Source organism: Erythrobacter donghaensis (genome assembly GCF_002155425.1).
Lineage (GTDB): Bacteria > Pseudomonadota > Alphaproteobacteria > Sphingomonadales > Sphingomonadaceae > Erythrobacter > Erythrobacter donghaensis.
Map to the genome: position 1 here is coordinate 181,248 of NZ_MUYG01000009.1, position 18,603 is coordinate 199,850.

An 18,603-nucleotide genomic window follows, 5' to 3' on the forward strand; every position below is an offset into this window, starting at 1 on the left:
CCGACCGAGCACGCGGTGCCCCCCAGATCCGCGTTACCGCCATGCCGGCCGACACCAACCCCTATGGCGGGGTGTTCGGCGGGTGGCTGATGGCGCAGATGGCGCTCGGCGCGGGAAGCCTCGCAAGCCGGGTCGGGCAGGGCAAGGCGGTGGTGGTCTCGGCGACCGACTTCGCCTTTCCAGGCGCGATGGCGGTGGGGGATGAACTCAGCGTCTATTGCGACGTCGTCGCCACAGGCACCACCTCGCTGACCATCGCCGCGGAGTCCATCGCCCGGACACGCAACGGCGAAGTCACCACGCTGGTCGCCAAGGGCACCTTCAAATTCGTGCTGATCGGGGACGACAACCGCCCCCGCGCAATCGCCGCCAGTGCGGCGCTTCTCCTCCCCAAGGACAATACCAATGGCTAATCAATATGACGTGATCGTGCTCGGCTCGGGCCCCGGCGGCTATGTCGCGGCGATCCGCTGTGCGCAGCTGGGCCTCAAGACCGCTATCGTCGAGCGCGAGAACCTGGGCGGCATCTGCCTCAACTGGGGTTGCATCCCGACCAAGGCGATGCTGCGCTCGGCCGAGATCTTCCACTATATGCAGCACGCCGGCGATTACGGCCTCAAAGTGGCTGGCGAAATCGAGGCGGACCTCGCCGCCATCGTCAAGCGCAGCCGCGGGGTTGCCAAGCAGCTCAATCAGGGCGTCACGCACCTGATGAAGAAGAACAAGATCACCGTTCACATGGGCGAAGGGCGGCTGACCAGCGCGACCAGCGTGACGGTGAAGGGCGAGAAGGGTGAGGAGCAACTCACCGCCAGGCACATCATCGTCGCCACCGGTGCCCGTGCGCGCGACCTGCCCTTCGCCAAGGCGGACGGCAAGCGCGTGTGGACCTATCGCCATGCCATGACCCCCACCGAGCTTCCCGAGAAGCTGCTGGTGATCGGATCGGGCGCGATCGGCATCGAATTCGCAAGCTTCTACAACGACCTCGGAAGCGAAGTTACCGTGGTGGAAATGCTCGACCGCATCGTGCCGGTGGAGGATGCGGACGTTTCGACGTTTCTCGAGAAGAGCCTCAAGAAGCAGGGCATCACCATCATGACCGGCGCGGGGGTCGAGGGGATCAAGGTCTCCGACAAGGGCATCACCGCGACGATCAAGGACAAGGCGGGCAAGTCGGCCACCAGTGAATTCACCCACGTGATCGTCGCTGTCGGCATCGTGCCCAACACCGAGAATATCGGGCTCGAAAAGCTCGCCGAGATGGAGCGCGGCTTCATCCAGATTGACCCCTACGGCCGCACCAAGTCCAAGGGGCTGTGGGCGATCGGCGACTGCACCCCCGGCCCCTGGCTGGCGCACAAGGCGAGCCACGAGGGCGTCACCTGCGCCGAAGCCATCGCCAAGGAACTGGGCAACACCGAAGCCCACCCGCATCCGCTCAACCGCAACAACATCCCTGGCTGCACCTATTGCCACCCGCAGGTCGCCTCTGTCGGCATGACCGAGGCGAAGGCGAAGGAAGCCGGGTACGAGGTCAAGGTCGGCAACTTCCCCTTCATCGGCAACGGCAAGGCGATTGCGCTCGGCGAGGCGGAAGGCTTCATCAAGACCGTGTTCGACGCCAAGACTGGCGAGCTGCTCGGCGCGCACATGGTCGGCGCGGAAGTGACCGAGCTGATCCAGGGCTACACGGTCGGCAAGACGCTCGAGACCACCGAGGCCGAACTGATGCAGACCGTCTTCCCGCACCCGACGCTGTCGGAAATGATGCACGAAAGCGTGCTCGACGCTTACGGAAGGGCGTTGCACTTCTGATGACCGCGGCCGGAACCGAGGCGCTGAAGGGCGAGGACTGGGCGGGAGAAATGGGCGCGCGCTGGCTCGCCAGCCTCGACCGCTTCGAAGGCATGATCGCGCCTATCGGCGACGCGTTGCTGGCGAGGGCGAACTATTCGCCGGGTGAGCGGGTGCTCGATCTTGGTTGCGGCGGCGGGGCGACCACGCTGGCGATTGCCGATGTGGTGGGGCAGCAGGGCGCGGCGCTGGGCCTCGACATCGCTCCGATGCTGGTCGAAGCCGCCACCCGCCGCGCCGTCGCTGCGCACAGCACCGCGCGCTTCGTCTGCGCCGATGCCGCGACGGCGCAGCTCGACGAACCACCTTTCGACCGCCTTTTCTCGCGCTTCGGCTCTATGTTCTTCGCCGAACCGGTGTTCGCCTTTGCGAACCTGCGCACCATGCTGAAGCAGGCTGCGCGGATCGATCTCGCCGTATGGGCGCATCCGCGCGACAATGCCTGGATGATGGAGGTGATGGGGGTGGTGCGCCGCCATGTCGACATCCCGCCGGCCGTCCCCCGCGCGCCGGGCCCCTTCGCCTTCGACGATCTCGGCTATCTGGAGGAGGTTCTCAAGGGCGCAGGCTTCGCCGGCATGGAAGCGGACGCTTATCACGGGCTCCAACCGGTCGGCGGCCCCGGAGCCTCGCCGCAAGAGGCGACCGACTTCGTGCTCGCATCGATGGCAGCAGGGCGCGTGCTGGCAGAGCAGGGCCCGGAAGTGCGTGCGGCAGCCCATGCCGATCTGACCGCGATGTTCGCCAGCCATCACCGCGCGGGCGAGGGCGTGATGCTGGGCTGCAAGGCATGGCTCGTCACGGCGCACGCTTGAAATCGCGGGCAATCGGGCACATGCCGACACCATGACCACGCCCGACCCCGCCATGGACCAGCGCATTCAGGCCGCCGATGCGGCGCTTGCCGCCGGCAATGCCGCGCAGGCGCGCGCGATCCTCGAACAGGTGGCGCAGAGCGAGCCAGCCTCGCCCGCCTTCTGGCAGCGGCTTGCGACGGTGCGGCAGATGTCGGGCATGGCGGTCAAGGCGCTCGAGGCGATCGACCGGGCGCTGGCGCTCGCCCCGCTCGATTTCATGAATCTCTTGATGCGCGCGCGGATGCTCGAACAGGCCGGGCACCCGGAGGCGGGCGAGGCCTATGGCCGCGCGCTGGCGCAGCCGCGCCCTGATCCGCTGCCGCCGATGCTTGTGCAAGCCATCGCCCGCGCCGAGGCTTGCTGGGCGGAGCATCAGCAGGGGCTGGAGCGGCGCCTCGCGCAGGCGGTCGAAGCCAGCGGCGCCGATCTCACCCCCGCCGAGCGCCGCCGCATCGCCCGGCTCGGCACCAACATCACCCACCGCACCCGCGCCTACCACTCCGAGGCAACCCATTTCGCCTATCCCGGGCTGCGCGAGGCGGAGTTCCACGATTCTGAGGGTTTCCCTTGGCTCGGCGAGCTCGAAACCCTCGCCCCCGCGATCCGCGCCGAGATGGACACAGTCGCCAACGCGCCCGATTCCGCGCTGGTGCCCTACGTCAAATACAACGCCAGCGAGCCGCTAGCGCAGTGGCGGGACCTCAATCACAACCGCGACTGGACCGCGATCCACCTGATCGAACGGGGCGAAACGGTCGCCGCCAATGCCGCGCATTGCCCGGAGACGATGGCGTTCCTCGCGCACATGGATCAGCCGCAGATCGCCGGCTGCGCGGCCAATGCAATGTTCTCGTTGCTCGCGCCCCACACGCACATCCCGCCGCATGTTGGCGTCGCCAATTTCCGCCTGCTCTGCCACTTGCCGTTGATCGTGCCCAACCGCTGCTGGTTCCGGGTGGGTGCCGAGACCCGTGACTTCGCCGAAGCGCAGGCCTGGCTGTTCGACGACACCATCGAGCACGAGGCGAAGAACGAGACCGACAAGCTGCGGGTGATCCTGATCTTCGACCTGTGGCACCCCGATCTCTCGCCTGCCGAGCGGGTCGCGATAGAGGCGGCGGTCAGCGCGGCGGCGTTTCCGGTGGGGGCGTTGTAGGGTAATGCTTTATCAGCGGAAGATCGCATCCCGCTGCAGGATTTTCGGCTTCTTTCGGCAATAATCGATCGCTGCAAGCCACCGCTGGTCGAAATCCGAACTGAACCCTTTCAGGCGCGCATAATCGCCATTGGCCCGAGAAATAGCGGCAGCGAACTCCATCCCGCTCTCAAGCTTGTGCAGCTCATGCTCGCTGAAAGGTTTCTCGGGGTTGACCGACTTCCACCAGTCCATGTCGCGCACGAACTGCTCGCAGGTGTATTGCACTATGCCCATACCCTGCTCGGACTTGTAAGCGACCAGATCAAACGGCATGGCAACCACGACGGGCAGCGGCTGACCCTGCACGTCCTTCGCTGGCGTGAACGTCGAGGCGATGGCCGCATCAAGTGCGATTTTATCGAGTACTGGCGAATTGCTGGTTTGCTTGATTCGCACCTCGGTCATTTTGCCATCGACGCCGATTATCCCCTCGACACGCACCGTCCCGTGATGCCCGAGCGCTTTCTCTGCCTCGGGCAATTCCGGACGCGGGCCGTCTATGTAGGCCGGAGCAACCTTGATCTTCGCCCGGTTCGCGATGGCTTCGCTCCATGCGGGGCTGACAGCCGGAACCGTGGCGTCTTCGGGCGGCGCTTCACCTGTGGGCTGAGCGGTTGCCAAGACTGCGACAAGAAGCATCGTGATCATGGCGAGACCCCTGCTGGAATTTATTTTGTTTTGGCGGACAGGGTGGGATTCGAACCCACGGTAGGCTTGCACCTACGGCGGTTTTCAAGACCGCTGCCTTAAACCACTCGGCCACCTGTCCTATGCCTTGGCTGGCTAACGCCAGACGGCGGTATTGTCACCTGCGGTGACGTCTCCGGCGCGGGTCGCGCCTCCGACTCCAAGACCGCTGCCTTAAACCACTCGGCCACCTGTCCTCGGATTCGCCCCTAGCCAGTCTTTCCTTTCAAGTCATCCCCAGTTCGGTTGTTGGGTATTCAGTCAGAATGTGACATCCCTAGCAGCATGATTCCCCGTCTTCTTCCCGCCGCGGCACTTGCTGTCGCCGCCTTTGCCATTCTCGGTGCGCCGCCTGTGGCCGCGCCTGCGACCGCGCAGAGCAGCGCCGATGGCCTGCCGTTCGATGCCTATCTCGAACTGCTCAAGGCCCGCGCCCGGGCCGAGGGCGTGCGCGAGGATACCATCGCGCGCATGACCGCAGGGCTCACCCCCAACCCGCGGGTGATCGCGCTCGACAACAACCAGCCCGGCAGCGCCACCACCCGCGGCTATCCGCCGATGTCGAATTACATCGCCACCCATGTCGATGCCGCGCGGATCGGGGGCGGACGGTCGGTCTATCGCCAGCATCAGGGCACGCTCGCCGCGCTTGAGAGGCAATATGGCGTGCCCGGGCAGATCGTCGTCGCGATCTTCGGGCACGAGACCAGCTATGGCCGGGTCAAGGGCGACTTTGATCTCGCCCGCAGCCTCGCTACGCTCGCCTGGGAAGGGCGGCGGCGCGAGCTGTTCGCGGGCGAGTTCGTCGCGCTGATGAAGGTCGCCGACAAGGGTTATGACCGCGCGCAGCTGGTCGGCTCTTACGCCGGGGCTTTCGGCAATCCGCAATTCCTGCCGAGCGTCTATCTCCGCCTTGCGACCGATGGTGACGGGGACGGGCGCGCGGACATCTTCACCAACCGCGCCGACACCTTCGCCTCGATCGCCAACTATTTCCGCGATGCCGGATGGCGGCCGGGCCAGCCTTGGGGCGTGCGCGCCTATGTCGGGGAGGGCTTCGACGCTGGCGCCTATCGCACCCGCCTCGTCTCGCCCGTGTGCCCGCGCGTCCACGAACGGCTGAGCCGGTGGATGACCGTGGCCGAATGGCGCGCGGCGGGCGTGGTGGCGCAAGGCGGACTGGCGGACGATGTCATGACCGCCTTCTTCCAGCCCGACGGCCCCGGCACACCCGCCTATCTGGTGACCGGCAATTACCGCGCGATCCTCGAATATAACTGCTCGAGCTATTATGCGATGAGTGTGGGTCTCTTGGCCGACGAAATCGTGAACTAGCAGCCGCGCGCGCCTCGCCAAGCGGGGAGGCGGCCGATATAGGCAGGGGCGTGATGTTCCCCAGACTTCTGTTTTCCGTCGCCCTGTCGGTCGCGCTCGCGACCGGCGTTCTCGTGCCCGCGGTGCAGGCACAGGTGGCCGATGCCGCCCCGGTTCTGCCCGCCGTTCCTACCGCCGATGAAGCCCCGGTCGCGCTGCTGATCGATCTCGGCAGCGGGCAGGTGCTCCATGCGCGCAACCCAGACCGGCGCTTCATGCCCGCCTCGGTCACCAAGGTGATGACGCTCTACCTCGCCTTCGAGCTGATCGCGCAGCGCAAGCTCGACCCCGCGCAGGTCTTCGTCATGAGCCCCGCGGTCGCGCGCGACTGGCGGCGCAAGGGGTCGACCATGTTCCTCGATGCGGGCGAGCGGGTGCGGGTCGACGATCTGCTGCTCGGCATCGCCAATGTCTCGGCCAATGACGGCGCGGCCGTGCTGGCCGAAGGGCAGGCCGGCTCGGTCCCGGCATGGACCGCGATGATGAACCGCACCGCGCTCGATCTGGGGATGATCGGAAGCCATTTCGGCACCCCCAACGGTTTCCCCGACGAAGGACGCACCTTCACCACCGCCACCGATCTGGTGACGCTGGCGCGCGCGATGATCACCCGTCACCCCGACAAGTTCGGCTATTATGTCGGCCGCATGGGGTTTGATTACAAAGGCATAGCGCAGATCAATCACGATCCGATGATCGGACGGGTTCCGGGGGCGGATGGGATCAAGACCGGGTTCACCAATGAATCGGGCTTCTCCTATCTCGGCACCGTCAGGCGCGACGGGCAACGGTTGGTGCTGGTGCTCGCCGGGGTGGAAAACGGTCGGCTGCGGGGAAGGCTCGCGCGGGCCTATGCCGAATGGGGTTTTGCCGCATTTGAGCGGCGGCGCCTGTTCGAGCCCGAGGCCGAAATCGGGCGCGCGCGGGTGCAGGATGGCGACGCGCTGAGGGTAGCGCTCAAGGCGGCGGGACCCGTGGCGATCAACCTCCCGCGCGGCAGCACCGCGCCGCTCACCGCGACGATCCGCTACGAAGGTCCCTTGCGCGCACCGATCGCAGCAGGGCAGGAGGTGGCCATGCTGGAAGTCACCGCGCCGGGTATCGCGCCCGCCCGTATCCCGCTCTATGCCGCCGAGGATGTCGCAACCGCCGGCCCATTCGACCGGATCGTCAACGCCATCGCCGGGCTGTTCGCGTGACAGCCGCGGGCCGGTTCATCGCCTTCGAGGGCGGCGAGGGAGCGGGCAAGTCGACCCAAGCGCGGCTGCTGGCCGAGGCCTTGCGCGCGCGCGGGCTTTCGGTCGTCGTCACTCGCGAACCGGGCGGCACGCCGGGCGCAGAGGCGATCCGCGCGCTGCTGCTGTCCCCGCCGGGCGAGGGCTGGCCGCCCGAGGCCGAGGCCCTGCTGTTTGCCGCTGCCCGCGCCGATCATGTCGCGCACCTGATCCGCCCGGCGCTCGCCCGCGGCAAATGGGTGATCTGTGACCGCTTCGTCGATTCGAGCCGTGCCTATCAAGGCGGGGCAGGGGGGCTGGGCGATGCGGCGATCACCGCGCTCCACGCTTTTGGCAGCGGCGGCTTGCGCCCCGACCGGGTGATCCTGCTGGAAGGCGACGAGGCAGCTCTCGCAGGCCGATTGGTCGCGCGCGGGGAGGCCGCCGACGCGATCGAGGGGCGCTCGGCGGAATATCACCGCGCCGTCGCCGATGCGTTCCGGATGCTCGCGGAGAGCGATCCTTCAGGCTTTGCGCGGATCGATGCCCTCGGCGCGCCGGAGGATGTCCACGCGCGCATCCTCGCAGCGATCGGCGATCTCCTCCCATGACCGACTGGCCCAACCACGCCGAAGCCTGGCGCGTCTGGCGCGATGCTCTGGGGGGCGAGCGGATGCACCATGGCTGGCTGCTGGCGGGCAAGGCCGGCCTCGGCAAGCGCGACTTCGCCATCGCCGCCGCGCGCGAACTGGTGGCCGAGCCGGGGGTGTCTCAGCCGGAGGGCGATCACCCGGACATCATCGTGCTGACCTACGGCCCCAAGGACGAGAAAGGCGAGAAGGCGCAGGCCGAGGGCAAGCCCTTCGATCTCGCGCGCTCGATCCGCATCAAACAGATCCGCGCGATGCAGCGCCGCCTGATCACCCGCCCGACGCTGGGGAGCCGGCGCGCGATAATCATCGACCCGGCTGATGACATGGAGAAATCCGCTGCCAACGCCTTGCTCAAGAGCCTTGAGGAACCGCCAGTGGGAACGTTTTTCCTGCTCGTCACCCACCGCCCGGCGCGGCTGCTGCCGACCATCCGCTCGCGCTGCCGCACCTTGCGCTTCCCGGTATTGAACGACAGCCAGCTGGCCGCGATGCTGCACGCGGCGGGCCTGCCGTCGGACCCGCAGGCGGTTGCTGCCGCGGAAGGCTCATTCGGCACGGCGGTGCGCTTTGCCGAGCAGGACCTGATCCCGATCGCGCGCGTCATGGCGGCCCTGATCGCGGGCGGCGACGATGGCGTGACCGGGCGCGGCGAGCTCGCCCGCCTGATCGGCCCGCGTGCCGACCGGGAGCGGGTGCAGGCGGTGCTCGACCTCGCCCAGTCGCTCGTCGCCCGCGCTGCGCGCATCAGCGAGGACTCGCAGGCCCGCGCGCGGTTGATCGACGCCCACGGCGCGCTGGTCGCGCTTGCCACCGAAGCGCCCACGGCCAATTTCGATGCCGGGATGCTCCCCTTCGAGATCGGCAGCTTGCTTGTCGCGGCTGCCCCCGCTAGCGAACCGGCCCATGGCTGACTCCACCCCCTTCTACATCACCACCGCGATCAGCTACCCCAACGGGAAGCCCCACATCGGCCACGCCTACGAAGCGATCGCCGCCGACGTGATCGCGCGCTTCCAGCGCCTGCAGGGCCGCCGCGTGCGGTTCCAGACCGGCACCGACGAGCACGGCCTCAAAATGGCCCGCAAGGCCGAGGAACAGGGTCGCACCCCGGCGGATCTGGCTGACGAAATGTCTAGCTATTTCCGCGAGATGTGCGATGCTCTTAACGTGTCCTATGACCGTTTCATTCGCACCAGCGAGCCTGATCATCACCGCGCCAGCCAGGCGATCTGGCAGGCCATGGAGGCCAATGGCGACCTCTATCTCGATCGCTACGAAGGTTGGTACTCGGTCCGTGACGAGGCCTATTACGACGAAAGCGAACTCGTCGAAGGCGAGGGCGGGGCGAAGCTTTCCCCGCAAGGCACGCCGGTCGAATGGACGGTTGAGGAAAGCTGGTTCTTCCGGCTTTCCAACTACCAAGACCAACTGCTTGAATTGCTGAAGACTCCGGGCTTCCTCGAACCGGCAAGCCGCCGCAACGAGATGATCGCCTTTGTCGAGCAGGGCCTGCGTGACCTTTCGGTCAGCCGCACCTCCTTCGATTGGGGCGTGAAGGTACCGGGCAGCGAGAACCACGTGATGTATGTGTGGGTCGATGCGCTCACCAACTATCTGACAGGGCTGGGTTATCCCGATGACATGGGCGAGTTCTGGCCTGCAAGCCTGCATCTGATCGGCAAGGACATCGTCCGCTTCCACACGATCTACTGGCCGGCCTTCCTGATGAGCGCCAAGCTACCGGTGCCGCAAAAGGTGTTCGGCCACGGCTTCCTGCTCAACCGCGGGCAAAAGGAATCGAAGTCGCTCGGCAATGTCACCGATCCGCTAACGCTGGCCGAGACCTTCGGCGTGGACGCCTTGCGCTACTTCCTGATGCGCGAAGTCGCCTTCGGACAGGATGGCAGCTATTCGCCGGAAGCCATTGTTCAAAGAGCCAATGGTGAACTCGGCAACGCCTTCGGCAACCTTGCGCAGCGCACCCTTGGATTCATCGCCAAGAACCTTGAAGGCTACCTCCCGGCGATTCGCGGACACGATGCGGCCGACACCGCGCTGTTCGAAACCGTTGATCGCGCGATCATCACCGAAATTCCTCATGCTTTTGAAAATCTTGCACTCCAGCAGGCGGTCGAGGCGTGGCTTCAGGCGGTGTTCGCCTGCAACGCCTATATCGACGCGCAAGCGCCGTGGACACTGCGCAAGACCGATCCGGAGCGGATGGAAACCGTGCTCGCCACGCTCTACATCTGCATCGCGCAGCTGGCGGTGGCGATCAGCCCGGTGATCCCGGCCAGCGCCGCCAAGCTGCTCGACATGCTTGGCGTGCCCGAGGATCTGCGCAGTCTTGAGGGGATCCGCAGCCACTGGTATTCGCCGCTGGCGGAAAGCGATTATCAGCTCGCCCCGCCAACCCCGCTGTTCCCGCGGCTCGAACTGCCCGCCGAACCCGAGACTGCCTAATGCTGGTCGATAGCCACTGCCATCTCGAATACAAAGGCCTCGTCGAGGACCGCGATGGCGTGCTGGCGCGGGCGCGGGCGGCGGGCGTGGGAGCCTTCCTCAACATCTCGACCCGCCAGTCCGAATGGGATCAGGTGGTCGGCACCGCCGCGCGCGAGGCGGATGTCTTCGCGAGCGTTGGCATCCACCCGCACGAGGCCGACGCGCATCAGGATCTGGGCCGCGCCGCGCTGCTCGAAGCCACGCGCCATCCCAAGGTCGTCGCAATCGGCGAAACCGGGCTCGACTACTATTACGACAAGTCGGACAGAGACGCGCAGAAGCGCCTGTTTCGCATGCATATTGATGTCGCGCGCGAGACACAGCTGCCGCTCATCATTCACACGCGCGACGCTGAAGACGATACCTACGCCATCCTCGCCGAGGAGATGGGGAAGGGGGCCTACCCCGCGCTGATCCACTGCTTCACCGCCTCGGCCGACTTTGCTGAAAAGGTGCTGGCGCTAGGGCTGACGATCTCGCTCTCGGGCATCGTGACCTTCAAGAATGCCAAGGATTTACAGGAGGTCGCGAAGACTGTTCCTGAAGATCGGCTGCTGGTAGAAACCGACAGCCCTTTCCTTGCTCCGGTGCCGCACCGGGGGAGGGTGTGCGAGCCCGCCTATGTGGCCGACACGGCGGCCTTTGTGGCAGGGCTCCGAGGTGTGGAGGTGGAGCACCTCAAGCAGGTCACGACCGCGAATTTCTTCAATCTTTTCAGCAAGGCGCGCCCGTGAAGCTGGTGATGCTCGGCTCGGGCACCTCAACCGGGGTGCCGCGACTGGGCGGGCCGGACGGCACGGGAGACTGGGGCGATTGCGACCCCGCCGAACCGCGCAACCGCCGCACGCGGGTCTCGATTCTGGTCGAGAGCGACGAAGGAAAGCGGCTGCTCGTCGACACCTCAAGCGATTGCCGCGCGCAGCTGCTGGCGAACCGGATCGGCCATATCGACGCGGTGTTCTGGACGCATGATCACGCCGATCACTGCCACGGCATCGATGATCTGCGCGTGCTGCGTTATGGACGCGCGGGGCCGATCCCGGGATTTGCCGAAACCGAGACCGTGCGGCGGCTGCGCCAGCGCTTCGGCTATGTCTTTGCCGGACAGGAAGGCTATCCGACGATCTGCACGCTGGACACGTTGGACCGACTGCGGATGATTGCAGGGTTTGGCGTGGACTGGTGCCAGATGGCGCATGGGCCGGGTGAGACGACCGCCTATCGCTTTGAAACGGATGGGAAGAGTATCGGCTATGCCACCGATTTCAGTGCGATTTCCGATGAGATGATCGACCTGTTCTACAAGGTCGACATTCTCGTAAGCGATTGCCTGCGCCGAGAGCCGCATCCGACTCATGCGCACTTGGCGATGGCGATCGAACTCGGTGAAGCATGCAAGGCGGGCCGCGTGGTGCTGAGCCACCTCGACAAGAGCATGGATTATCGCAGCCTGTGCGCTGAAGTGCCGGATTTCGTAACCGTGGGCTATGACGGGCTGGAGATTGTCGCATGAACCCCGATCTGCTGCTGCCGATCATCACCAGTCTGGGATGGCTGATCCTCGCCGGAGTCGGGCTGCGCTCGCGGCAGCTGGGTCTGGGACAAGTGGTAAAGATGGCGCTGGCATGGATCCTGATCTTCGGCGGGCTGTTCCTGTTGGTTGAGTGGTTCATGGTCGCGCAGGGCACCGCCTCGAGCCTGATGTAGATTTTACATAATATATATTATCCATCTTAAGGATGCCCATGAGCGACACCCGCACGCAACCCCCGATCGACCGCCTCCTCGCCATCATGGCGCGGCTGCGCGATCCGGACACTGGCTGCGAATGGGATGTCGCGCAGGACTTTGCATCAATCGCGCCCTACACGATCGAGGAAGCCTACGAAGTCGCAGACGCGATCGCGCGCGGCGACATGGCCGATCTGCGCGAGGAACTCGGCGACCTGCTGCTTCAGGTGGTGTTCCACGCGCGCATGGCCGAGGAAGCCGGACATTTCGCCTTCGCCGATGTCGCGGCCGCGATCAGCGCCAAGATGGAAGCGCGCCATCCGCATATCTTCGGCGATGCCGGCGGCACGATGGACGAAGCGCGCTGGGAGGATCTGAAGGCCGGTGAGCGATCCGCCAAGGGGATCGCCAGCGCCCTCGATGGCGTTGCACTCGCCTTGCCGGCGCTGATGCGTGCCGAGAAGCTCCAGAAACGCGCCGCGCGCACCGGGTTCGACTGGCCCGATCCGTCCGGCTCCGAAGCCAAGATTGCCGAGGAAATCGCTGAGCTTAAGCAAGCCATCTCTGAACAGGACAAGGTCGAGGAAGCAGGCGACCTGCTGTTCGCCGCGGTCAACTTCGTGCGTGCCCACGGCATCAGCGCCGAAGAGGCCCTGCGCGCGGCCAATGCGAAATTCGAAAGGCGGTTCCGTGCCATGGAAGCCATCGGCGGGCCGGACTACTTCGCCAGCCTGTCGCTTGAGGCGCAGGAAAAGCTCTGGCAGCAAGTCAAGAAGTCCTGACAAATATCAGGAAAGACTGCCGAATTGCCCCAATTCCTTGGGATTGAGCCGCACGGTCAATCGCCGCATCGGGCCGTCCTCGCCAGTGCCGGCATCATCCTCAGCCAGCACGTCGCCATGGGCGTGGAGCCAGGCGATCCGCCGCCCGTCGGACACTGGCAGCACAAAGCTGACCTCGCGCGCCGCGCCGGTGAGCAGGCGGGACAATTCGGCTTCGAGGTTGTCCACCCCCTCCCCCGTCACCGCCGAGACGATCACTGCCCCCTTCCCTTCGGCAGAATCACGCAATTCAACAAGGTTTTCAGAGGTTAGAAGGTCGCATTTGTTCCACACTTCGAGGATGGGAATGGCGCTCGTCCCGGTCTCGGCATCGACCACGTCGAGGTCGGCAAGCACATCGAGCACCTGCTTTTTCTGCGCCGCGTGAGAAGGATTGGCCATGTCGCGCACATGGCAGATCACGTCGGCAGCGGTCACCTCTTCCAGCGTCGCGCGGAAGGCGGCCACCAGTTGCGTCGGCAGGTCGGAAATGAAGCCCACTGTGTCGGACAGGATCGCCTTTTCCACCCCCGGCAGCCGGATCGCGCGCATGGTCGGATCGAGGGTGGCGAAGAGCAGATCCTCGGCCATTACCGTCGCTCCGGTCAGGCGATTGAACAGCGTCGACTTGCCCGCATTGGTGTAGCCCACCAGCGCGACCACCGGCCAGGGCGCCCTGCCACGCCGGTCACGATGGAGCGCACGGGTCTTCTTGACCTGTTCCAACTCGCGCCGCAGCCGGCCCATCCGCTGGCGGATCATCCGGCGGTCGGCCTCGATCTGGGTTTCGCCCGGACCGCCGAGGAAGCCGAAGCCACCGCGCTGCCGCTCAAGGTGGGTCCAGCTGCGCACGAGGCGGCTCTGCTGGTAGTCGAGGTGCGCCAGTTCGACCTGCAGGCGCCCTTCCGCCGTCGCCGCGCGTTCGCCGAAAATCTCGAGAATCAGCCCGGTGCGGTCGATCACCTTGCGCTTCAGCCGGTCTTCCAGATTGCGCTGCTGGATCGGGGTCAGCGCCCCGTCGACGATCACGAGTTCGACCTCGTGCTGCTCGCACCAGATGCCGATATTCTCGACCTGGCCCGAGCCGAACAGCGTGTTGGGCTGCATCTGGCGCACCGGCAGCACCGCCGAATGGGCGATCACAACGCCGATCGCGAGCGCCAGCCCCTCGGCCTCGGCGAGCCGCTCAGCCGCGTCGAGATCGTAGCGCAGCGCGCGGATATCCGGGCACAGCACAAGCGCCCGCGCGCCGCGGGTCACCTCCTCGGCAAATTGGCTGTCAAAACTCAGTCGTCGACCCCAAGTTCGTCACCTTCCCTGTCATCGACGCTGAGGTCGACCGGGCTGGCGGGCTGGATGGTGGACACCGCGTGCTTATAGGCCAGTTGCACCGCGCCATCGCGTTCGAGCAGCATGCAGAACAGATCATAGGCGGCGATCCGGCCCTGCAGCATCACGCCATTCACGAGGAACATCGTGACCTGCACATTGGCCTCGGCCACGCGGCTGAGGAACACGTCCTGCAACAGCTTCTGCTTCTTGCCGCCGGCCTGACTGCCGAACTGCGCCGGGTCGAGTGCTTGCCCCGGCATGATGGTGCTGATCGCGTGCTTGTAGACCAGCTGCGACTGGCCATCGCGGCGCAGCAGGATCGAGAAATTGTCAAACCAGGTGACGATGCCCTGCAGCTTCACCCCCTTCACCAGAAACATGGTGACGGGAATCTTGTTCTTGCGCAGCAGGTTGAGGAAAGCATCCTGGAGATTGCCGCTCTGGCGGACCGGAGGCGATCCGGCTTCACCGCCACGCGGTTCGGCAGGCGCTGCGGCGCGTGCAACTGGACGGGGAGAGAGCGTTCGCCCGCTGGACATGGTCATGCCTCCTTGTTCTTGGCGGCCGATCATCCGGTCCGCAGGTAGCAGGCCACCGAAAAAATGGTGCACGGGACCTTACCTGCACCATAATGGCGCTTTGCCTGCCCCGCGACAAGGCTTGATTTCATGCAAATTTTTGCATTGCAATATTCGCGGCTTAATCTTCCTCGTCGCGGCGGTCGGCCATGCCGAGCAGCTTCAGCTTACGGTGCAGCGCCGAGCGTTCCATGCCGATGAACGCCGCTGTTTTGGAGATATTGCCAGAAAAGCGGCGGATCTGGATCGCCAGATATTCGCGCTCGAAGCTGATCCGCGCCTCGCGCAGCGGCACGCCCATGATCGCCGAGAGGCTGTCGCTCGCCAGCCCGATCTGCCCGCCGATGATCTCGGGTGGCAGCATGTCGGGCTCGACCGTATTGAGCTTTTCGCGCGGGGTCATGATGATCGTGCGTTCGACCACGTTGCGCAGCTGGCGGACATTGCCCGGCCAGTCATAGGCCTGCAGCGCGGCCATCGCCTCGCTCGAGATATCGGGCGGAGCGAGGCCCTGATCGTTGGAATAGCGGGTGAAGAAATGCTCGGCCAGCGCGGGGATATCCTCGCGCCGCTGCGACAGGGCGGGCAACACCACCGGCACCACGTTGAGGCGGTAGAACAGGTCTTCGCGGAAGCGTTTCTCCGCCATTTCGACGGTCAGATCGCGGGTTGTCGACGACACCACGCGCACATCGACCCCGATCTGGCGCGTGCCGCCCACGCGCACGAAGCTCTGATCGGTCAGCACCCGCAGGATGCGCGCCTGGGTCGAGAGCGGCATGTCGGCGATCTCGTCGAGGTACAGCGTGCCGCCATCGGCAAGCTCCAGCAGGCCGGGGCGCACCTGCTTGCCGTTCTGCTCCTCGCCGAACAGCTCCTGTTCGAAGCGCTCGGGGGTGATGCGCGCGGAATTGACCAGCACGAAGGCCCCATTGGCCCGGGTGCTCCAGGCGTGAAGCAGGCGCGCGGCAACTTCCTTTCCGGCACCCGGAGGGCCGGAAATCAGCACGCGGCTGCCGGTGCTCGCCACCCGCTTCAGCGTCGCGCGCACGGCGTTGATGGCGGGCGAATTGCCGGTGAATTCGGCGCTGCCCCAGCTACCTTCGCGAAGCCGTGAATTCTCGCGCCGTAGCCGCTCGGTCTCGGTCGCGCGTTCGACCAGCAGCAGCAGGCGCTCGGCCTCGAAGGGCTTTTCGATGAAGTCCATCGCCCCGCGCCCCACCGCGGCGACGGCGGTGTCGATATTGCCGTGGCCGGAGAAGATGATCACCGGCAGGTTCGGCTCGCGCGTCTTGATCGCGTCGAGCAGTTCCAGCCCGTCCATCTGGCTACCGTGAAGCCACACATCGAGCAGCACCAGCGACGGACGGCGTTCGTCGATCGCGGCAAGTGCCTCGGTGCTGTCGGCGGCGGTGCGGCAGGCATAGCCTTCATCGCCGAGCACGCCGGCGACCAGCTCGCGGATATCGCGTTCATCGTCGACGATCAGGATTTCGAGCGCCATGGGCTTCGTCCTTCGGTTGCAGGTGTATGGGGGAGCGAAGCGGCGATCATGCGCCGCCTTCGACAGGTTCGGGATTGCGGGCAAAGCGCAAGGTCACCCGGGTGCCGCCGCTGGGGGTGCTGGCAAAGCTCATGTCGCCGCCGTGCTCGTCAACGATCTTGTTGACGATGGCGAGGCCAAGGCCGGTGCCCTTTTCGCGGGTGGTCATATAGGGTTCGGTGATCCGCTCACGGTCAGCTGGAAGGCCAATGCCGTTGTCTTCGATGGTGATGACGATCGCCTCGCCCGCATCGCGCATCGCGACCGCGATTTCGCCGGCATAGGCGCCCTTCGCCTCGGCCGCACGTGCTTCCACCGCCTCGACCGCGTTCTTGAGGACATTGGTCATCGCCTGCCCGAACTGGTGGCGGTCGCAGCGCACCTCACGGTCGATCAGCTCCGATGACGCGACGCTGAAGGCGATGCCGGAATGGGCAACTTCCTGCAGGAACACCGCCTGCCGGACGAGATCGAGCGCATCCTCGTGGCGGAACACCGGCTTGGGCAGGCGCGCGAAGCTGGAGAACTCGTCGACCATCTTCCTGAGGTCCCCGACCTGGCGGACGATGGTGCTGGTCAGCTCGTCGAACAGATCGCGGTCTTCGTCGCCCACCTGGGTGCGATAGCGGCGCTTCAACCGCTCTGTGGCGAGCTGGATCGGGGTGAGCGGGTTCTTGATCTCGTGCGCGATGCGGCGGGCGACATCGGACCATGCGGCCTGCCGCTGATCGAGTAGCTGCCGGGTGATATCCTCGAAGGTGATCACGTGCCCGCCGCCGGTGCCCGGCGCGATCTTGACCGCGAGCGTCAGGAGCTCGGTGCCCTTCGCGTGGCTGATGATCGCGCGCTCCTTGCCCTCGGCGATCATGCGGGTGAGTTCGGGCGAAAGCACGTCGAGCGAGCGGCCGATCATGCTCGCGTCGCCATCGGGGGTGAGCAGCGCCTGCGCCGAGGAATTCATCAGCGTCACGCAGGCTTCGGCATCGACCGACACAACGCCGGCGGTGACGGATTCGAGCACGGCTTCGGTGAAGGCGCGGCGGTCGTCGATCTGGCGGTTGGCGCTGACCAGCGCCTGCGTCTGCTTTTCGAGCTGCGCGGTCATGCGGTTGAAGGCGCGGTTGAGGAGGCCGATCTCGTCCGCCCCGGTGCGCCCATCGAGCCGGAGCGCGAAGTTGCCCTGCCCTACCTTGCGCGCCGCACCCACAAGGGCCGTCAGCGGTTCGACCTGCCGGTCGGCAAACCGCAGCGCGAACCAGATCGCGAGGCCCACCAGCAGGAGGCTCACGAGAACCAGCGCAATGTTGAAGCGCAGCTGCAAGGTGCGAGCGCTCCCAGTCAGGCGCTCATAGGCGGTTACGATCGATTGCGCTCTCGACCACGAATTGAACATAGTCTCCTCGGTGGTGCGGGCGCTGTAGAGATAAACGCCCGACTGCGCGTCGATCGGCACCAGCGCCTCGATCCGTTCGGGGCTGCCGACGACCACCGCAGACTCACCGCTATCGAGCCGGGTCAGGGCCTTGCGGCTGAACTGGAGGTGGTCGGTGTCCTTCGGCAGGTTGTAGGCCACTGCCGTGCGGAACGTGCTGTCGGGCATCCGCTGCAGGATCGCGCTTTCCGAGATTTCGCGGCCCTGGGCCTGGTAGGCGTAGAAATCCGGGAAGTCGGGATCGGTGATCGGCACCCGCGCTAGCGTCTCGCGCATGTCGGTCGCCATGATGACGGAGTTCTGTTCGACGTTGCGCTGATTGGCGTCGTAATAATTCTGCGCCAGCGCGTTGGCGTTTTCCATCAGCCCGCGCGACTGGTCGGAGAACCAGAAGTCGACCCCGGTGCCGAACAGGAAGGCGGCAAAGCCCGCCACCAGCAGCGTTGGGAGCGCGGCGACCATCGAGAAGAAGAACACCAGGCGCACGTGCAGCCGCGCGGTGCTTCCCGCGGCGCGGCGCAGTGCGAGACGCCGGCCGATCAGCACCAGCAACGCCATTGCCGGGACCAGTGTCGCCATCAGCAAAACCGACACCTGCATCGTCGGCAGCAGGTCATCGGTCTCGCCCGAGCGGCTGAAGGCCGACCAAGTCGCCGCCACCGCCGCCAGCAAGGCCACCACGGCGATGCCTTCAAGCCAAAGGAAGATGTTGGCCCGCCGCGCAGCTATCAGAGTTCGCCGCCACCAGCGCGGTGACTGGCGAGGCGTCAGGCCGGTTGTTGGAAGCGGGGGGCTGGCCATCGTTGCCGCTTTACAACAAT

18 protein-coding genes and 1 tRNA gene are annotated in these 18,603 nt (G+C 65.7%); 13 read left to right on the forward strand and 6 right to left on the reverse strand.

Annotation, left to right across the window (positions count from 1 at the left end; genetic code table 11):
* The first annotated feature begins 41 nt into the window (after positions 1-41).
* From BZF59_RS16415 to BZF59_RS07180, 4 genes are read left to right on the forward strand one after another with little or no spacing between them, the layout of a single operon-like run.
* Positions 42-413 (forward strand): acyl-CoA thioesterase, encoded by a 372-nt coding sequence (locus BZF59_RS16415; RefSeq protein WP_245806058.1) that lies wholly within the window; start codon positions 42-44, stop codon positions 411-413.
* Entirely contained in the window at positions 406-1,818 is a 1,413-nt protein-coding gene (gene lpdA / locus BZF59_RS07170; protein WP_086607572.1) for a dihydrolipoyl dehydrogenase, read from the forward strand. Before BZF59_RS16415 ends, lpdA begins: the two co-directional genes overlap by 8 nt.
* The gene (locus BZF59_RS07175; protein WP_086607573.1) at positions 1,818-2,672 is read left to right on the forward strand and encodes a class I SAM-dependent methyltransferase; all 855 of its coding nucleotides are present in this window, start codon (positions 1,818-1,820) and stop codon (positions 2,670-2,672) included. The genes lpdA and BZF59_RS07175 overlap by 1 nt, the downstream gene beginning before the upstream one ends.
* A gap of 31 nt (positions 2,673-2,703) precedes the next feature.
* A complete protein-coding gene (locus tag BZF59_RS07180) occupies positions 2,704-3,870 on the forward strand; it encodes an aspartyl/asparaginyl beta-hydroxylase domain-containing protein (RefSeq protein ID WP_086607574.1) in 1,167 nt (388 codons plus the stop codon).
* Between the two features lie 12 nt (positions 3,871-3,882).
* Here BZF59_RS07180 and BZF59_RS07185 read toward each other — a convergent pair whose 3' ends face one another.
* Both BZF59_RS07185 and BZF59_RS07190 read right to left on the reverse strand, forming a co-directional pair.
* Complete coding sequence (locus BZF59_RS07185) at positions 3,883-4,560, reverse strand: energy transducer TonB (RefSeq protein WP_086607575.1); 678 nt, start codon at positions 4,558-4,560, stop codon at positions 3,883-3,885.
* Between the two features lie 31 nt (positions 4,561-4,591).
* Positions 4,592-4,681 (reverse strand) — tRNA-Ser (locus tag BZF59_RS07190).
* Between the two features lie 203 nt (positions 4,682-4,884).
* On the opposite strand from BZF59_RS07190, the gene BZF59_RS07195 reads away from it, so the two are divergent.
* Genes BZF59_RS07195 through mazG form a run of 9 tightly spaced genes read left to right on the forward strand, consistent with a single transcriptional unit; the run spans position 4,885 to position 12,858 of the window.
* Positions 4,885-5,934 carry a lytic murein transglycosylase gene (locus BZF59_RS07195; RefSeq protein ID WP_086607576.1) on the forward strand — a complete coding sequence of 350 codons (1,050 nt, stop codon included), beginning with the start codon at positions 4,885-4,887 and terminating at the stop codon, positions 5,932-5,934.
* 53 nt (positions 5,935-5,987) lie between these two features.
* Entirely contained in the window at positions 5,988-7,172 is a 1,185-nt protein-coding gene (locus tag BZF59_RS07200; protein WP_086607577.1) for a D-alanyl-D-alanine carboxypeptidase family protein, read from the forward strand.
* Positions 7,169-7,798, forward strand: a complete 630-nt coding sequence (gene tmk / locus BZF59_RS07205; protein ID WP_086607578.1) for a dTMP kinase — start codon at positions 7,169-7,171, stop codon at positions 7,796-7,798. The genes BZF59_RS07200 and tmk overlap by 4 nt, the downstream gene beginning before the upstream one ends.
* Positions 7,795-8,751: a DNA polymerase III subunit delta' gene (locus BZF59_RS07210; protein ID WP_086607579.1), complete on the forward strand. Its 957-nt coding sequence runs from the start codon at positions 7,795-7,797 to the stop codon at positions 8,749-8,751. The genes tmk and BZF59_RS07210 overlap by 4 nt, the downstream gene beginning before the upstream one ends.
* Positions 8,744-10,303, forward strand: coding sequence for a methionine--tRNA ligase (metG, locus tag BZF59_RS07215; protein ID WP_086607580.1), 1,560 nt, complete (start codon positions 8,744-8,746; stop codon positions 10,301-10,303). Before BZF59_RS07210 ends, metG begins: the two co-directional genes overlap by 8 nt.
* A complete protein-coding gene (locus tag BZF59_RS07220; RefSeq protein ID WP_086607581.1) occupies positions 10,303-11,079 on the forward strand; it encodes a TatD family hydrolase in 777 nt (258 codons plus the stop codon). Before metG ends, BZF59_RS07220 begins: the two co-directional genes overlap by 1 nt.
* On the forward strand, positions 11,076-11,858 hold the full coding sequence (locus BZF59_RS07225) for an MBL fold metallo-hydrolase (protein ID WP_086607582.1): 783 nt from the start codon (positions 11,076-11,078) through the stop codon (positions 11,856-11,858). The genes BZF59_RS07220 and BZF59_RS07225 overlap by 4 nt, the downstream gene beginning before the upstream one ends.
* Complete coding sequence (locus tag BZF59_RS07230) at positions 11,855-12,052, forward strand: hypothetical protein (protein ID WP_086607583.1); 198 nt, start codon at positions 11,855-11,857, stop codon at positions 12,050-12,052. Before BZF59_RS07225 ends, BZF59_RS07230 begins: the two co-directional genes overlap by 4 nt.
* 38 nt (positions 12,053-12,090) lie before the next feature.
* The gene (mazG, locus tag BZF59_RS07235; RefSeq protein WP_211277365.1) at positions 12,091-12,858 is read left to right on the forward strand and encodes a nucleoside triphosphate pyrophosphohydrolase; all 768 of its coding nucleotides are present in this window, start codon (positions 12,091-12,093) and stop codon (positions 12,856-12,858) included.
* A 6-nt stretch (positions 12,859-12,864) separates the two neighbouring features.
* Here mazG and hflX read toward each other — a convergent pair whose 3' ends face one another.
* The 4 genes from hflX to BZF59_RS07255 all read right to left on the reverse strand — a co-directional run bounded on the left by hflX (position 12,865) and on the right by BZF59_RS07255 (position 18,583).
* A complete protein-coding gene (hflX, locus tag BZF59_RS07240; RefSeq protein ID WP_211277366.1) occupies positions 12,865-14,157 on the reverse strand; it encodes a GTPase HflX in 1,293 nt (430 codons plus the stop codon).
* A gap of 26 nt (positions 14,158-14,183) precedes the next feature.
* On the reverse strand, positions 14,184-14,768 hold the full coding sequence (gene hfq / locus BZF59_RS07245) for an RNA chaperone Hfq (protein WP_086607827.1): 585 nt from the start codon (positions 14,766-14,768) through the stop codon (positions 14,184-14,186).
* A gap of 160 nt (positions 14,769-14,928) precedes the next feature.
* Positions 14,929-16,311 (reverse strand): nitrogen assimilation response regulator NtrX, encoded by a 1,383-nt coding sequence (ntrX, locus tag BZF59_RS07250; RefSeq protein ID WP_086607586.1) that lies wholly within the window; start codon positions 16,309-16,311, stop codon positions 14,929-14,931.
* A gap of 46 nt (positions 16,312-16,357) precedes the next feature.
* The gene (locus BZF59_RS07255) at positions 16,358-18,583 is read right to left on the reverse strand and encodes a sensor histidine kinase (protein WP_086607587.1); all 2,226 of its coding nucleotides are present in this window, start codon (positions 18,581-18,583) and stop codon (positions 16,358-16,360) included.
* Positions 18,584-18,603: the final 20 nt, after the last annotated feature.

Excerpts from the sequence above, each read along its gene's own strand:
- BZF59_RS16415 (WP_245806058.1), top strand. The coding sequence starts at position 42 with ATGCCGGCCGACACCAACCCCTATGGCGGGGTGTTCGGCGGGTGGCTG.
- lpdA (WP_086607572.1), top strand. The coding sequence starts at position 406 with ATGGCTAATCAATATGACGTGATCGTGCTCGGCTCGGGCCCCGGCGGC.
- BZF59_RS07175 (WP_086607573.1), top strand. The coding sequence starts at position 1,818 with ATGACCGCGGCCGGAACCGAGGCGCTGAAGGGCGAGGACTGGGCGGGA.
- BZF59_RS07180 (WP_086607574.1), top strand. The coding sequence starts at position 2,704 with ATGACCACGCCCGACCCCGCCATGGACCAGCGCATTCAGGCCGCCGAT.
- BZF59_RS07185 (WP_086607575.1), bottom strand. The coding sequence starts at position 4,560 with ATGATCACGATGCTTCTTGTCGCAGTCTTGGCAACCGCTCAGCCCACA.
- BZF59_RS07195 (WP_086607576.1), top strand. The coding sequence starts at position 4,885 with ATGATTCCCCGTCTTCTTCCCGCCGCGGCACTTGCTGTCGCCGCCTTT.
- BZF59_RS07200 (WP_086607577.1), top strand. The coding sequence starts at position 5,988 with ATGTTCCCCAGACTTCTGTTTTCCGTCGCCCTGTCGGTCGCGCTCGCG.
- BZF59_RS07210 (WP_086607579.1), top strand. The coding sequence starts at position 7,795 with ATGACCGACTGGCCCAACCACGCCGAAGCCTGGCGCGTCTGGCGCGAT.
- metG (WP_086607580.1), top strand. The coding sequence starts at position 8,744 with ATGGCTGACTCCACCCCCTTCTACATCACCACCGCGATCAGCTACCCC.
- BZF59_RS07220 (WP_086607581.1), top strand. The coding sequence starts at position 10,303 with ATGCTGGTCGATAGCCACTGCCATCTCGAATACAAAGGCCTCGTCGAG.
- BZF59_RS07230 (WP_086607583.1), top strand. The coding sequence starts at position 11,855 with ATGAACCCCGATCTGCTGCTGCCGATCATCACCAGTCTGGGATGGCTG.
- mazG (WP_211277365.1), top strand. The coding sequence starts at position 12,091 with ATGAGCGACACCCGCACGCAACCCCCGATCGACCGCCTCCTCGCCATC.
- hfq (WP_086607827.1), bottom strand. The coding sequence starts at position 14,768 with ATGTCCAGCGGGCGAACGCTCTCTCCCCGTCCAGTTGCACGCGCCGCA.
- ntrX (WP_086607586.1), bottom strand. The coding sequence starts at position 16,311 with ATGGCGCTCGAAATCCTGATCGTCGACGATGAACGCGATATCCGCGAG.
- BZF59_RS07255 (WP_086607587.1), bottom strand. The coding sequence starts at position 18,583 with ATGGCCAGCCCCCCGCTTCCAACAACCGGCCTGACGCCTCGCCAGTCA.